Source organism: Cellulomonas sp. HD19AZ1 (assembly GCF_004535805.1).
In the GTDB taxonomy this organism is placed as follows: Bacteria; Actinomycetota; Actinomycetes; order Actinomycetales; family Cellulomonadaceae; genus Cellulomonas; species Cellulomonas iranensis.
Window position 1 is genome coordinate 230937 of record NZ_SPHX01000006.1, and the last position, 14955, is coordinate 245891.

Sequence of the window (14955 nt, forward strand, 5' to 3'; positions counted from 1 at the left end):
GGGCCCGCGTCACCGTGAGCCGTCGGCCGGGTCCTGGGGCGCCAGGCCCGCGAGCACGGCCGCGGCGAGGTCGGGGGCCTCGACGACCCGCAGCCCGTCGGGCACCGCGACCTCGGCGAGCGTGCCCGCGGGCACGACGGCGCGCGAGCAGCCCAGCCGAGCGGCCTCGGCGAGCCGCCGTCCGACGCCGGGCACGGGGCGGATCTCGCCCGCGAGCCCGACCTCGCCGACCGCGACGAGGCCCGCGTGGACCGGGACGTTCTCGCGCCCGCTGACGGCGGCGAGCGCGAGCGCGAGGTCGGCGGCGGGCTCGACGACGCGCGCTCCGCCGACGGTCGACACGTAGACGTCCTGGTCGGCGAGCCGTGCGCCGAGCCGCCGCTGCAGGACCGCGAGGACCATCGCGAGGCGGCTGCCGTCGACGCCGCTCGTGGTGCGCCGCGGGTTGGGCACGACGCTCGGTGCGACGAGCGCCTGCACCTCGGCCGCGAGCGGGCGGCGGCCCTCGAGCGTCACCGTGAGGCACGTGCCCGGCACGTCGCTGACGAGGCGCGAGGTGAACAGCCCCGACGGGTCGGCCAGGCCGACGATGCCGTGCTCCGACAGGTCGAAGCAGCCGACCTCGTCGGTGGGGCCGTAGCGGTTCTTGGTCGCGCGCAGCAGCCGCAGGCGCGAGTGGCGCTCGCCCTCGAACTGGCACACGACGTCGACGAGGTGCTCGAGCGTGCGCGGGCCGGCGACCGAGCCGTCCTTCGTCACGTGCCCGACCAGCACGACGGGCAGCGCGCGCGACTTGGCGGCCGTGATGAGGGCGGCCGTGACCTCGCGGACCTGCGAGACGCCGCCGGGTGCGCCGTCGACCTGCGCGCTCGAGACGGTCTGCACCGAGTCGAGGACCAGCAGGTCGGGGTCGACGGCCTCGACGTGGCCGAGCACGGTGCCGAGGTCGGTCTCGGCCGCGAGCAGCAGCGCCGGGTCGAGCGCGTGGATGCGACCGGCGCGCAGCCGCACCTGCGCCGCGGACTCCTCGCCCGTCACGTAGAGCACGCGCCGGCCCGTGCGCGCGGCGCGCGCCGCGACGTCGAGCAGCAGCGTCGACTTGCCGACGCCGGGCTCGCCCGCGAGCAGCACCACGGCGCCGGGCACGAGCCCGCCGCCGAGCACGCGGTCAAGCTCGTCGACGCCCGTGGGGCGTGCGGCGGCGGACTCGACGTCGATCTCGTGGATGGGGCGCGCGGGGTTGCGCGTGGGGGCGACCGCGACCGTGCGCGGGCCGCCCGAGCCGGGGCCGGCGTCCTCGACGACCGAGCCCCACTCCTGGCACTCGCCGCAGCGGCCGACCCACTTGGTGGCGGTCCAGCCGCACTCGGTGCAGCGGAAGCCGGGGCGCTCGGCGGACTTGTCTGCGGTGCGCGCGCGGCGGGTCGTCGTCTGGCTCACGGCGTGCACGCTACGGCCAGGCGCCGACATCGCCCGCGGGGCTCGGCGTGAGGGGGTTGCCCGCAGGCTGAACCGACGTTTAGCATGCTGAACATGCGATCAGCCGACGACCTCACGGCACGTGCCCGCATCCGCGACGCCGCGATGCTGCGCTTCGGCCGCGACGGCTTCGGCGTCGGCGTGCGGCAGGTCGCGGCCGACGCCGGCGTCAGCCCCGCCCTCGTCCTCCACCACTTCGGCTCCAAGGACGGCCTGCGCGCCGCGTGCGACGAGCACGCGCACGACGCGCTCGTCGCCGCGAAGACCGACGCGATGGCGCAGCCCGCCACGACCGTGCTCGCCCAGCTCGCCGCCATGGACCGGTACGCGCCGCTCGTCGCCTACCTGTTCCGCGTCGTGCTCGACGGCGGCCCCGGCGCCGCGCGGTTCGTCGACGGCATGGTCGACGACACGCTCACCTACCTCGCCGAGGGTGAGCGGGCCGGCGTCGTCCGCCCGACCGGCGACCCGCAGGGCCGCGCGCGCTACGTCGTCGCCGCGCAGCTCGGGCTCCTGCTCGTCACGCAGCTCGACGCCGCGGCCGGGCGCGCACCGTCCCCGACGGCCGAGCCGGCCGCCGCGCTCACGCACATGGCCCGCACCACCGCGCACGCGAGCCTCGAGCTCTACACCCACGGCCTGTTCGCCGACAGCACCTACCTCGACGCGTGGCGCGCCACGCAGGAGCGACCCGAGCCGCCCGTCGACCCCACCACCCACCAGGAGCAGCCATGACCGACGCGATCGCCGTGCGCGGCCTGGTCAAGACGTTCGGGCGCCGCCGCGCGCTCGACGGCCTCGACCTCACCGTCCGCACGGGCGAGGTGCACGGGTTCCTCGGGCCCAACGGCGCCGGCAAGTCGACCACCGTGCGGGTGCTGCTCGGGCTGCTGCGCGCCGACGCGGGCGACGTCGCGCTGCTCGGCGGCGACCCGTGGCGCGACCCCGTGGCGCTGCACCGGCGCCTCGCGTACGTGCCCGGCGACGTCACGCTCTGGCCGCAGCTCACGGGCGGCGAGACGATCGACCTGCTCGGGCGGCTGCGGGGCGGGCTCGACCCGCGGCGGCGCGACGAGCTCGTCGAACGGTTCGAGCTCGACCCGCGCGTGCGCGCCCGCGCCTACTCCAAGGGCAACCGCCAGAAGGTCGCGCTCGTCGCGGCGCTCGCCGCCGACGTCGAGCTGCTGCTCATGGACGAGCCCACGTCGGGCCTGGACCCCCTCATGGGTGCCGTGTTCCAGGAGGTCGTGCGCGAGGCGGCCGCCGAGGGGCGCACCGTGCTGCTCTCGAGCCACGTGCTCGCCGAGGTCGAGGCGCTCGCGGCACGCGTGACGATCATCCGCCGCGGCCGTGCCGTGAGCACCGGCACGCTCGACGACCTGCGCGGCCTCACGCGCACGACCGTCGTCGCGGGCCTCGCCGACGCCGCGGGCGCGCGCACCGCGCTCGACGGGATCGCGGGCGCGCACCACGTGCGGGTCGACGACGACCGCGTGACCCTCGCCGCCGACGCGCCCGCGCTCGACGCCGTCCTGGGTGTCCTCGCGGCGCACGGCGTGCGGTCCGTGACGGCGCACCCGCCGACGCTCGAGGACCTGTTCCTGCGCGAGTACAGCGACGAGCTCGCGACGCTCGGCGTGGGGGAGCGGTGACCACCACGGCGTCGCGGCGGTCGGCACCCGGTCGGGTCGCGCCCGCGCCGCACGGTCCGCTGGCCGGCACGGGACGGCTGCTGCGCCTCGCGCTGCGCGCCGACCGCTGGACCGCCGCCGTCTGGGCCGTCGCGGTCGCGGGCGCGGCCCAGGTCTCGGTCGTCGGGCTCGCCGGCCTGTACGCGACGCCCGCCGACCTCGCGGCCCGGGCCGCGCTCATCGCGTCGCCCGCCGCGACCGCGCTCGCGGGTCCGGGCTACGGGCTCGACGACTACACGCTCGGCGCGATGACCGCGAACGAGCTCGGCGTCTGGCTCGCGGTGCCGGTCGCGATCATGGCCGTGCTCGCGGTCGCGCGGCACCTGCGCGCACCCGAGGAGGACGGGCGTCTCGAGCTCGTCCGGTCGCAGCCCGTGGGGCGCGCGGCGCCCGTCGCGGCCGGTCTGCTCGCGACCGCGTCCGAGGTGCTCGCGGTCGGCGTGCTGCTGCTCGCCGCGCTGCTCACGACCGAGCTCGACCCCGCCGGGTCGGCGCTGCTCGTGGCGTCGGTCGTCGCGGCCGCGCTCGTGGTGGCCGCGGCGACGGCCGTCGCGGCGCAGCTCACCACGCACGCGCGCACGACGAACGCGCTCGGCCTCGCCGTGGTCGGCGTCGCGTTCGTGCTGCGCGCGGTCGGCGACGTGCACGGTCCGCGCAGCACGAGCGCGTGGTCGTGGCTCTCGCCGTTCGGGTGGTCGCAGGCCACCGCGCCCTACACGCTCGACCGCTGGTGGCCGCTGGGCGTCAGCGCCGCGGCGGCGGCCGCGTGCGTGGCGCTCGCGGCCGTGCTCGTGCGACGCCGCGACCTGGGGACGGGTCTCCTGCCGGACCGCCCGGGTCCGGCGCGCGGCCGGGTCGGTGGGCTGGTGGGCCTGACGTGGCGGCGGCAGCGGACGTCCGTGCTCGCGTGGGGCGCGGGCGTCGTGCTGACCGCGGGGCTCGTCGGCGTGCTCGCGTCCGCGGTCGTGCGGTTCGTGCGCGACGAACCGTCCCTGTCGGTGCTGCTGGGTGACCCGGGCGACGCCGTCGCCGCGGTCTTCGGCCTGTACGTCGTGTTCGTCGCCGTGCTGGCCGGCGCGTACGCCGCGACGGCGGTCGGGGCCGCACGCGCCGACGAGCGCGCGGGCCGCGCGACGGCCGTCCTCGCGCTGCCCGTCGGGCGCGTGCGCTGGCTCGGCACGCAGGTCGCGCTCGCGGCCGGCGCCGCGACGACCATGATGCTGCTGGCCGGGCTCGTGATGGGCGCCGGCGCGGCGCTCACGCTCGACGACGCGTCGCAGGTCGGCCGCCTGCTCGGTGCAGCGGCCGGCACCGTGCCGGGCGTGCTCGTCGTGCTGGGCGTCGCGACCGCCCTCGTGGGGCTCGTGCCGCGCGCGTCCGGCGCGGTGTGGTCGTACGTCGCGTACACGGGCACGGTCGGGATGTTCGCCGCGCTGCTGCCCGCGGGCGCCGACGCGCTCTCGCCGTTCGCGCACCTCGCGTCGCGGCCGGGCGAGCCGTTCGACGCCGGTGCCGCGGTCGCGGTCACGGCCGTCGCCGCGCTGCTGGTCGGCGCGGGACTGCTCGGCGTCCGCCGGCGCGACCTCGACGCGTGACGCCGGCGGTCGACGGTGCCTGGGTAGGCTGCGCCCTGGTCCGGCAGCCGTCGGCCGCGACACCGAGGGGGACGCGCGCATGAGCGACACCGGACGACCCGGGCAGCCGGAGCAGCGACCCGGTCCGGCGGCCCCGACGCACCGGCCCGCCGCGACGCCGCAGGGTGTGCCCGGCCCCGGTGCGGGCCGTCCCGCGTGGGCGCCGTCCGGCGCGTCCGCGGCCCCGGAGCCGGCCCCGGCCCGGCACGACGACCGTGGTCGCGGCCGCCCGGCGTGGCTGCTGCCCGTCGTCGTCGGCGTCGTCGTCCTGCTCGTCGCCGGTGCCGTCGCGGGGATCCTCCTGACGCGGGACCGCGGTGCGGGGGCCGCCCCGACCGGCACCGCGTCGACGGTCGTGCTGCCCGCCCCCACGCCCGCGACGGCGCCCGTCGCGCGCGAGGCGACGACGGCGTTCGCGGCGGCCCTGCCGACCACCGTCCTGCAGTACGCGCTCGCGTCGTCGCAGGAGGACGCCGAGCGGCTCGCGGCGGGCGCCGTCGAGGCGTACGTCGAGACGCTGACCGACGGGGCCGGCGGCACCGTCACCGTGCGTGCCGCACAGCTCGAGAGCCCCGAGGCGGCGACCGCCCTGCAGCAGCAGGTCGCGGCGACGCTGCCCGTGCCGGCGCCCGACACCGGCGCGACCCCCGTCGACCCCGACGCCCCCGACCTGCCCGAGTCGGGCGACGTGACCGTCGGCGGCGAGGTCGTCGGCACGTACACGGTCGCCGACGCGGGCGACGGCACCGGTGTCGCTGTCTGGCGCAACGGCACGGCCGTGCTGCAGCTGACCGCGCCCCTGGCCGACGTGCTCGACGCCTACCGCGCCTACGGCCTCTGACGGGTCGCCGCGCGGCGCCCGACGTGCCGCGTCAGCGCCGCAGCACCGCGACGACGTTGCCCGCCGGGTCGGTGAACCACGCGATGTCCGGGCCCGCGTCGCCGCCGCGCACGATCCCGGACGCGTCGGCCTCGAGCCCCGGGTACCGCTCGAACGTCACGCCGCGGGACCGCAGCCACGCGACCACGCCCTCGAGGTCGTGGACCGCGAGGTTGAGGACCGTGAACGTCGCAGGGCGGTGCGCGTCGCCCTTCGGGTAGACGAAGACGTCGGTCGCGGGCGTGCCCGGGGGCTCGTGGACGCCCACCCGCAGCCACAGCCCCTGGGGCGTGCGCTCGACCGGCAGGCCCAGCACGTCGGAGTAGAACCGCTCGGCGGCGTCCAGGTCGTCGACCGAGAAGCCGCTGAAGGCGTGCGCGTCGGTGAGCACGGTCGTCCCCGTCCCTCGTCCGCGGGGCGACGGTCGTCGCCCCGTCAGGTACCGACCGCGCCCGTCGCCGCCGCCGTGTCACCCGGACGGGTGGGACCCGCGGCGGGCAGCCGTGCCGCGAACGTCGTGCGGCCCGGCGCCGATGTGCACGTGAGCGTCCCGCCGTGCGCCGTCACGACCGCGTGGGCGATCGCGAGCCCCAGCCCCGTCGAGCCGGCGGCCCGGTTGCGCGACGCGTCGCCGCGCGTGAACCGCTGGAACAGCGAGCCCGCGAGGTCGGGCGGCACGCCCGGGCCGTCGTCGGTGACCGTCAGCACCACGTCCGCGCCGTCGCGCCGCACGCCCACGTCGACGCGCGTGCCGGGCGGTGTGTGGCGGCGCGCGTTCGACGTGAGGTTCGCCAGCACCTGGCGCAGCCGGTGGTCGTCGCCGAGGACCGTCAGCTCGTCGTCGGCCGCGTCGTCGCCGTCGTCGTCGCTGCCCGGCAGGTCGAGCCGCCACACGTGGTCCGGCCCCGCGGCGTGCGCGTCCGCGACCGCGTCGACCGCCAGCACCCCCAGGTCGACCGGCTCGCGCTCGAGCGCGCGGCCCGCGTCGAGCCGCGCGAGCAGCAGCAGGTCGTCCACGAGCGCGCTCATGCGGACCGCCTCGGCCTCGACGCGCGCGAGCGCCGCGACCGCGTCGGGCGGCAGCGCGTCCGGCGAGCGGCGCACGAGCTCGGTGTACCCGCGGATCGACGCGAGGGGCGTGCGCAGCTCGTGGCTCGCGTCGGCGACGAACCGCCGCACCTGCGACTCCGACGCGTGCCGCTCCGCGAGCGCGTGCTCGACGTGCCCCAGCATGCGGTCGAGCGCCGCGCCGACCTGCCCGACCTCCGTCGACGGGTCGGTGTCCCGCGGGTCGACGCGCGCCACGATCTCGACCTCGCCGCGCGCGAGCGGCTGCTCGGCGACGCGTGCGGCGGTCGCGGCGACGCGTGTCAGCGGCGCGAGCTCCCGGCGCACCAGCAGCGAGCCGCCGACGCCCGCCACGAGCAGCGCACCGGCCGCCAGCAGCACCTCGATGACCACGTACTGGCCGACGGTCGCGTCGACGCCCGACGTCGGCAGCGCGTTGACCACCAGCACGCCGTCGTCGTCGCGCAGCGCGACCGCGCGGTACGTGCCGAGGTCGTCGAGCAGCACCGAGTGCGGCGCGCCGTCCGCGGGGACGCCGCGCAGCGCCGCGACCTGCGCGTCGGTGAGGCGCCGGTAGCCGTCCTGCGCGAGGTGCGCGCCGTCCGTCGTCGTGGCGCCGACCACGAGGCTCACGGTGCCGACGTCCTGGCCGGGCACGAGCAGCGGCGGCGGCCGGTCCCCGTGGCGTCGGTCGTCGTCGTCACCGTCCGGCCGCGGCGGCACCACGCCGAGACCCCCGCCGCCCTCCGTCGCCTGCACCGCGCGCGCCGCGGCCGCGACCGCGCGCTGGTCGACCTGCGCGACGAGCGAGCCGCGCAGCGCCAGGGTCGACACGACGCCCATCGCGACGCCCACCAGCAGGACGAGCCCCAGGACGACCGCCACGAGCCGGCGCCGCAGCGACCAGCGCGTGCGGCGACGGGGTGCGGCGTCCCGGAGGTCGCCCGCCGGGGTCATCTCGCCGGGCGCAGCACGTACCCGACGCCGCGCAGCGTGTGCAGCATCGGCTCGCGGCCCTTGTCGATCTTGCGTCGCAGGTACGACACGTACAGCTCGACGATGTTCGCCTGCCCGCCGAAGTCGTACTGCCACACGCGGTCGAGGATCTGCGGCTTGCTCAGCACGCGGCGCGGGTTGCGCATGAAGTACCGCAGCAGCTCGAACTCGGTCGCCGTGAGGCGGATCTCGTCGTCGCCGCGCCACACCTCGTGGCTGTCCTCGTCCATGCGGAGGTCGCCGACCACGAGCACGGACTCCTCCGACGGCGCGACCGCGCCCGCGCGGCGCAGCAGGCCCCGCACGCGCGCCACGACCTCCTCGAGGCTGAACGGCTTCGTCACGTAGTCGTCGCCGCCCGCGGTGAGCCCCGCGACGCGGTCCTCGACGGCGTCGCGGGCCGTGAGGAACAGCACCGGCACGTGCGGGTGCGTCTGGCGGACGCGGCGCAGCACGTCGAAGCCCGACAGGTCGGGCAGCATGACGTCGAGCAGGATCACGTCGGGCTCGAGCGTCCGTGCCTTCGTGATCGCGCTCTGGCCCGTGAGCGCGTGCTCGACGTGCCAGCCCTCGTACCGCAGGGCCGTGGCGAGCAGCTCGGCGAGCGTCGCCTCGTCGTCGACGACGAGCGCGCGCACGGGGGAGCCGTCGGCGCGCGTGAGCGCGTCGGGCTTGCGCGTCGGGTGCGGGGCGGGGGCCGTGGTCGTCATGCGACCAGCGTCGTGACGGCGGCTGTGGTGCGCCTGGAGCGCGCCTGTGAGTTGGCTGAGTCCCGCTCGACGGGCGGCGGGCGACGCGCCGCCTCAGTCCTCGACGTCGCCCACGGGCCGGGGCGCGTCGGCGCCCGCGAGCGTCGCGGCGAGGATCGCCTCGATCGCGAACGCGGTCGCGTCGGCCAGCTCGACCGCGGAGTCGTCCAGCAGCCACTGCGTCTGCAGGCCGTCCATGACGCCGATGACCGCGTCCGCGGCACGCACGGCCGCGGTGCGCGGCACGTGCGGGCCGATCTCCTGGACCGCGTCCGCGACCTGCCCGCGCAGCACCGCGAACCGCTGCGTCACCCACGGGCGCGCGGGGTGCCCCTCGGTGACGGACTCGCCGACCAGGACCGTGTACCCCTGGACGAGGCCCCGGCGGCCCTCGTTGGCGCGCACCGTGCGCACGAGGTGGCGGAACAGCTCGAGCCCGCCGGGGATGTGCTGGCCCTCGAGGTCCCGCACGCCGTCGTCGTCGCGCTGCTGCAGCACCGCGACCAGCAGCTGCTCCTTCGAGCCGAAGTGGTGCAGCACGCCCGCGTGCGTGATCCCGACCTGCTCCGCGACGTCCGCGAGGGACCCCGTGCGGTACCCCTTGCTGCCGAACGTGCGGGCCGCGGCGCGCACGATCTCCTCGCGACGCTCCTGCGTCGCGGCGCGCGGGCGGCGAACCCGGCTGGTCACGGCCTCGTCCATGGCCCGCAGGGTACGGGCGGTGGGACCGTGGCCACCGCGCGTGACCACCGTGCGGCCGCCACGGGGCCAGGAGATCCCCCGGGTGGCCTACCGTGTGACGGTGCACGAGCGCCCCCCCGCCCCGGACACCCCGGGAACCGTCGTCGCACGACGCCCGCGGTCGCGCGGCTGGACCGTCGCGGCGTGCGCCGTCGTGGCGCTGGCCTGCGCGGTCGGCGTGTGGCTGCTGTGGCGCACGTTCGTCGACACGTGGGCCGGCCAGCGCGTCGAGGACGCCGCGCTCGACGGCGCGACGACCGGCCAGGGGCACCTGTGGCGCGTGGCCGAGCCGGTGCTCGACGTCGTGTCCGTCGGCTTCGTCGCCGGGGGCCTGCTCGCTGCGGCGGGCGTCGCGCTCGTGCGCCGGCGGTGGTCGCTCGCGCTGCAGGTCGCGGTGCTCGTCGGCGGCGCGAACCTCACGACGCGCCTGGTGAAGTACGAGGTGCTGCAGCGACCCGTGCTCGGCGTCGGCGCGGACTACGGCAACACGCTGCCCAGCGGGCACACGACCGCCGCCGGGTCGGTCGCGGCCGCGCTGCTGCTGGTCGTGCCGCCGCGCGCCCGCCCGGCGGTCGCGGTGCTCGGCGCGGCCTACACCGCGGCGACGGGCGTCTCGACGCTCGTGGGCCAGTGGCACCGGCCGTCCGACGTCGTGGCGGGAGCGCTGGTGGTGCTCGGCTGGACGGCCGTGGTGTGCGCCGCGATGGTGCTGCGCCCCGCCCGCACCGCGACCGCGACCGCGACCTTCCGCCGCGTCGACCGGTCCGACCCGTGGCGCGCGCGCACGCGCCGGACCGCCCTCGCGCTCGTCGTGGTGGGCGTCGCGGCCGGTGGTGTCGCGACGGTCCTGCTGACCCGCACGTGGGCGTACCGCGCCGGGGCCACGTCCCGCGCCGACGAGATGCTGGCCTACGGTGGGGGTGTCGCGGGCGTCGTCGCGGCGTGCAGCCTGGCCTTCGCGCTCATGCTCGTGCTGCGGCACGTCGCCGGCGCACGGGCCGAGACGCCCGCTTGACCCCAGCACGTAGAGTCCCCCCGGTACGGGCGGCCGCGGCGACGCGCCGCCCACCCCCCTCGGCACGGAAGGCCGGTCAGATGCCCGCAGGTCGCAAGCTCGTCATCGTGGAGTCGCCCGCCAAGGCGCGCACGATCGCCGGCTACCTCGGCGAGGGCTACGACGTCGAGGCCTCCGTCGGCCACATCCGTGACCTGCCGCAGCCGTCCGAGCTGCCCGCGGACATGAAGAAGGGCCCGTACGGCAAGTTCGCGGTCGACGTCGAGAACGGCTTCACGCCGTACTACGTGGTCGACGCGGACAAGAAGAAGAAGGTCGCCGAGCTGAAGAAGCTCCTCAAGGAGTCCGACGAGCTCTACCTCGCGACCGATGAGGACCGCGAGGGCGAGGCCATCGCGTGGCACCTGCTGGCCGAGCTCAAGCCCAAGGTGCCCGTCAAGCGCATGGTGTTCCACGAGATCACCCGCGAGGCGATCGCGCGGGCCCTGGAGAACACGCGCGAGCTCGACGAGCGGCTCGTCGACGCGCAGGAGACGCGCCGCATCCTCGACCGCCTCTACGGGTACGAGGTCAGCCCCGTGCTGTGGCGCAAGGTCCGGCAGGGCCTGTCGGCGGGGCGCGTGCAGTCGGTCGCCACCCGGCTCGTGGTCGAGCGCGAGCGCGAGCGCATGGCGTTCGTGCCCGCCGACTACTGGGACGTCACCGGCACGTTCGCGGTCGCCGACACCGCCGAGCCCACGTTCTCCGCGCGCCTGACGGGGGTCGGCGGGCAGCGCGTCGCGTCCGGCCGCGACTTCGACGACCGCGGGCAGCTGAAGACGCGCGACGCGGTCGCGCTCGACGAGGCGCGGGCCTCGGCGCTGGTGAGCGGGCTCGACGGCGCCGCGTTCGCGGTGCAGTCGCTCGAGACCAAGCCGTACACGCGCCGCCCCGCCGCGCCGTTCACGACCTCGACGCTCCAGCAGGAGGCGTCGCGCAAGCTCCGCATGGCGTCGCGGCAGACGATGCGCACCGCGCAGTCGCTGTACGAGAACGGCTACATCACCTACATGCGGACCGACTCGCCCGGGCTGTCCGCCCAGGCGATCGACGCGGCCCGCCGGCAGGCCGCCGAGCTGTACGGCGCCGAGTACGTGCCCGACAAGGCGCGGGTCTACACGTCGAAGGCGAAGGGCGCGCAGGAGGCGCACGAGGCGATCCGCCCCGCGGGCGACCACTTCCGCACGCCCGCCCAGGTCGCGCGCGAGCTGTCGGGCGACCAGTTCAAGCTGTACGAGCTGATCTGGAAGCGCACGGTCGCGTCGCAGATGGCCGACGCGCGCGGGCAGACGGCCTCGGTGCGCCTCGCCGCGACCGCGACCACCGCCGACGGCCCCGTCGAGACCGTGTTCTCCGCGTCCGGCACCGTCATCACGTTCCGCGGGTTCCTCGCGGCGTACGAGGAGGGTCGCGACCGCGGCCGGTACGACGACGCCGAGGGCGGCGCCGCGGCCGGCAACGACGACGCGCGCCTGCCGCAGATGGCGCAGGGCGACCCCGTCACGGCGTCCGACCTCACCGCCGACGGCCACCGCACGTCCCCGCCGCCGCGCTACACCGAGGCGTCGCTGGTCAAGGCGCTCGAGGAGCGCGGCATCGGCCGCCCGTCGACGTACGCCGCGACCATCGGCGTCATCCAGGACCGCGGGTACGTCACGAACCGCGGGCAGGCGCTCGTGCCCACGTGGCTCGCGTTCGCGGTGACGCGGCTGCTCGAGGAGAACTTCGACCGGCTCGTCGACTACAACTTCACCGCCGGCATGGAGGAGGACCTCGACGCGATCGCCGCGGGCCAGAAGGCGCGCGTCGACTGGTTGACGGACTTCTACTTCGGTGACCGGTCCGACTCCCCGGAGTCCGGGGGCCTGCGCGGTCTCGTCGACAACCTCGGCGAGATCGACGCGCGCGAGGTCAACTCGATCGACATCGGCGACGGCATCACGCTGCGCGTCGGCCGGTACGGCCCCTACCTCGAGGCGCCCGGCGACGGCCCCGACGCGGACCCGCTGCGCGCGTCCGTCCCCGACGACCTGGCACCCGACGAGCTCACGGTCGCGAAGGCGCGCGAGCTGCTCGAGACGCAGCCCGACGGCGACCAGGTGCTCGGCACCGACCCGACCACGGGCACGCAGATCGTGGCCCGCAACGGCCGCTACGGGCCGTACGTCACCGAGGTGCTGCCCGAGCCCGAGCTCGACCCCGGCCTGTCGGCCGCGGCGCGCAAGAAGGCGCTCGCGGCGCAGCCCAAGCCCCGCACGGCGTCGCTGTTCAAGTCGATGCAGCTCGCGACCGTCACGCTCGACGACGCGCTGCGCCTGCTGTCGCTGCCGCGCGTCGTCGGCGTCGACCCCGAGTCGGGCGCCGAGATCACCGCGCAGAACGGCCGCTACGGGCCGTACCTCAAGAAGGGCGCCGACTCGCGCACGCTCGCGTCCGAGGAGCAGCTCTTCACCATCACGCTCGACGAGGCCCTCGCGATCTACGCGCAGCCCAAGCGCGGCCGCGGCCAGACCGCGACCCCGCCGCTGCGCGAGCTCGGCGACGACCCGACCAGCGGGAAGCCGATCGTCGTCAAGGACGGCCGGTTCGGCGCGTACGTGACCGACGGCGAGACCAACCGCACGCTCCCGCGCGACGTGACGCCCGAGTCGATCACGCCCGAGCAGGCCGTCGAGCTGCTGGCCGAGAAGCGCGCCGCCGGTCCCGCCAAGAAGCGCGGCACGGCCCGGAAGACGACCACGACCCGCAAGAAGTCGACCGCCAAGGGCTGACCTCGGCGCCACCACGCGGGGTGCGCGTCGTGCCGGTGGTCGGCAGGGCGGTCGGCCGCCGCCGACCGTCGGTGGTGGTTGCTCGGCGTCGTGACCGGTCGGTGGTGGCGTGGTCGGCGTCGTGACAGCTCGGTGGAGGCGTCGTCGAAGCCATGACCGGGTGCGGTGCCCGGGTGGCGAGACGGGTCGTTCGCGAGACCGGGCTCAGGACGCGTCATGGACACCGGGGGCGGTGTCCGCCCGGTCTCGCGCGTGGTCGATCCGTCGTGATGCCGCGGCACCGGCGTCGAGGCGTCCCGTCACCCGCCGAGACCCGCGGTGCTGCCTGCCGATGCGGTGCGGCTCGGTCCTCAGCAGGCCCGGGCCGGTCGGCTCGTCGGGTGGACGCGGTGCCGGTCCTTCGTCGAGTGGTGCCGGGACCGTCGTCCAGTCGGCGAGACGCGTCGGTCGCGAGACCGGGCGGAGGGCGCTCGTCGACGTCGAGCGTGACGGTCAGCCCGGTCTCGCGCGGCGCGCGTCCTACGACTCGAGACTTTGCGGGTCCGCTGTCCCGCCGGTGGGGCGGTGGTGCCGGGCTCGTCGGTGGTCGCACGGTGGTCGCACGGTGGTCGCTCGGTGGAGGCGGGGCTCTGGTCGGGGCCCTCGGCTCGCCGAGCCGTCCCCAGGCGTCGCGTCCCGCTTCCCGCGCACGGTGCAGGGTGAGGCGTCCCGTGGCGTGACGGGCGCGTGGTCGGGTGCCGACATGCGCACCGCCGTACCTCTTCCTCCGGGCCTCCTGCGCACGGCGCTCCAGCAGGAGGGGCTCGTCGACTCGGAGCAGTGCGACGCGGTCGGTCTGGGCACGGCGGGGCGTGGTGCGCTGCGCCGTGCCGGCCTCCTCGAGCGTGTCGTCCGAGGCGTGCACGACGTCGCCCCCGCGCTCGACGCCGCGGGCGTGGCGGCGTGGCAGCAGGTCGACCGGTGGGACCGCGCGCGTCGTCGCGCGGCGTGGCTGGGCGTCCTGGCGGTCGGCCGCGCGCGCGGCGTGGCCGTCGGGGCCTGCGCGCTCGCGCTGCTCGGCGTCGAAGGGCTTCCCGCACGGATCCGGCCCGAGGTCGCGCTGCTGGACGGGACGCACCGCGTGCCGGGCGGCGGCGTGCACGTGCGCTGCGGCGTGCCCGAGCGTGTCGAGCGTCTCGGTCCGGTGATGGTCGTCGACCCGGTGACGGCGCTCGTCCAGACGGTGCCGACGCTGGACCGGGAGCACGCGGTGGCGGTGCTGGACTCGGCGATCCATCGGCGGCTGGTGCGGGAGGACGAGCTCGAGGACGTCCGCCGTCGGACCCGGGCGCGACGGGGGAGCGCGCGAGCGACCCGCTGGTGGGACCTGGTCGACGGGCGCGCGCAGTCCCCGCTGGAGACGCGCGCCAGGCTGCAGTGCCGTGATGCCGGGATCGCTCCGCACGACCTGCAGGTCGCAGTGCGTGACGGCAGCGGACGGGTGGTCGCACGCGGTGACCTCGGGTGGTGGCTCGACGACGGTCGGCTGCTGCTGGTCGAGATCGACGGCGCCACGCCGCACGGGGCGCCCGACGCGCTGTACCGGGACCGGGCGAGGCAGAACGCGATCGTCGCCACCGGGGCGCTCCTGCTGCGTTTCACGGCGGACGACCTGCGCCACCACCGCGTCGCGGAGGAGGTCGCCCGTCACGTCACGCCGTCCGCCACGCGGGACGGCGCCGTCGTGAGACCGGGCTCAGGTCGGTGACGCGCCGCTCGAGAGCGTGTGAGCCCGGTCTGGCAGCCGTCGCATCCCAGATGCTGGCCCGGTGCCCGGTGCCCGGTGCCCGGTGCCCGGTGCCCGGTGCCCGGTGCCCGGTGCCCGGTGCCGCACCGCGTCGGCGGCGGGCACT

Annotated in this window: 12 protein-coding genes; 7 read left to right on the forward strand and 5 right to left on the reverse strand. The window is 76.7% G+C overall.

The genetic code is table 11. The annotated features are described in order from the left end of the window. Positions 1-9 precede the first annotated feature (9 nt). Positions 10-1440, reverse strand: coding sequence for a DNA repair protein RadA (radA, locus tag E4A51_RS14290; protein ID WP_087509323.1), 1431 nt, complete (start codon positions 1438-1440; stop codon positions 10-12). Positions 1441-1533: 93 nt separating this feature from the next. Between radA and E4A51_RS14295 the strand changes: the two genes are divergently transcribed. From E4A51_RS14295 to E4A51_RS14310, 4 genes are all read left to right on the forward strand, one after another. Continuing rightward, positions 1534-2214: a TetR/AcrR family transcriptional regulator gene (locus E4A51_RS14295; RefSeq protein WP_240696501.1), complete on the forward strand. Its 681-nt coding sequence runs from the start codon at positions 1534-1536 to the stop codon at positions 2212-2214. Beyond that, complete coding sequence (locus E4A51_RS14300) at positions 2211-3131, forward strand: ABC transporter ATP-binding protein (protein ID WP_070319771.1); 921 nt, start codon at positions 2211-2213, stop codon at positions 3129-3131. The genes E4A51_RS14295 and E4A51_RS14300 overlap by 4 nt, the downstream gene beginning before the upstream one ends. Then, positions 3128-4765 carry an ABC transporter permease gene (locus E4A51_RS14305; protein ID WP_167748926.1) on the forward strand — a complete coding sequence of 546 codons (1638 nt, stop codon included), beginning with the start codon at positions 3128-3130 and terminating at the stop codon, positions 4763-4765. The genes E4A51_RS14300 and E4A51_RS14305 overlap by 4 nt, the downstream gene beginning before the upstream one ends. A 79-nt stretch (positions 4766-4844) precedes the next feature. Continuing rightward, on the forward strand, positions 4845-5645 hold the full coding sequence (locus tag E4A51_RS14310) for a hypothetical protein (protein WP_070319769.1): 801 nt from the start codon (positions 4845-4847) through the stop codon (positions 5643-5645). Positions 5646-5676: 31 nt separating this feature from the next. On the opposite strand, the gene E4A51_RS14315 is transcribed toward E4A51_RS14310, so the two are convergent. From E4A51_RS14315 to E4A51_RS14330, 4 genes are all read right to left on the reverse strand, one after another. Then, positions 5677-6075 (reverse strand): VOC family protein, encoded by a 399-nt coding sequence (locus E4A51_RS14315; RefSeq protein ID WP_070319768.1) that lies wholly within the window; start codon positions 6073-6075, stop codon positions 5677-5679. 44 nt (positions 6076-6119) lie between these two features. Further along, positions 6120-7709 carry a cell wall metabolism sensor histidine kinase WalK gene (locus E4A51_RS14320; RefSeq protein ID WP_134852175.1) on the reverse strand — a complete coding sequence of 530 codons (1590 nt, stop codon included), beginning with the start codon at positions 7707-7709 and terminating at the stop codon, positions 6120-6122. Further along, positions 7706-8458, reverse strand: coding sequence for a response regulator transcription factor (locus E4A51_RS14325; protein ID WP_046530012.1), 753 nt, complete (start codon positions 8456-8458; stop codon positions 7706-7708). The genes E4A51_RS14320 and E4A51_RS14325 overlap by 4 nt, the downstream gene beginning before the upstream one ends. 93 nt (positions 8459-8551) lie before the next feature. Further along, positions 8552-9199, reverse strand: a complete 648-nt coding sequence (locus E4A51_RS14330) for a TetR/AcrR family transcriptional regulator (RefSeq protein WP_070319766.1) — start codon at positions 9197-9199, stop codon at positions 8552-8554. A 100-nt stretch (positions 9200-9299) separates the two neighbouring features. Between E4A51_RS14330 and E4A51_RS14335 the strand changes: the two genes are divergently transcribed. The 3 genes from E4A51_RS14335 to E4A51_RS14345 all read left to right on the forward strand — a co-directional run bounded on the left by E4A51_RS14335 (position 9300) and on the right by E4A51_RS14345 (position 14810). Continuing rightward, positions 9300-10253, forward strand: a complete 954-nt coding sequence (locus E4A51_RS14335) for a phosphatase PAP2 family protein (RefSeq protein ID WP_233421132.1) — start codon at positions 9300-9302, stop codon at positions 10251-10253. An 80-nt stretch (positions 10254-10333) separates the two neighbouring features. Further along, positions 10334-13063, forward strand: coding sequence for a type I DNA topoisomerase (topA, locus tag E4A51_RS14340; RefSeq protein WP_134852177.1), 2730 nt, complete (start codon positions 10334-10336; stop codon positions 13061-13063). A 742-nt stretch (positions 13064-13805) separates the two neighbouring features. Next, positions 13806-14810: a hypothetical protein gene (locus E4A51_RS14345; RefSeq protein WP_134852178.1), complete on the forward strand. Its 1005-nt coding sequence runs from the start codon at positions 13806-13808 to the stop codon at positions 14808-14810. Positions 14811-14955: the final 145 nt, after the last annotated feature.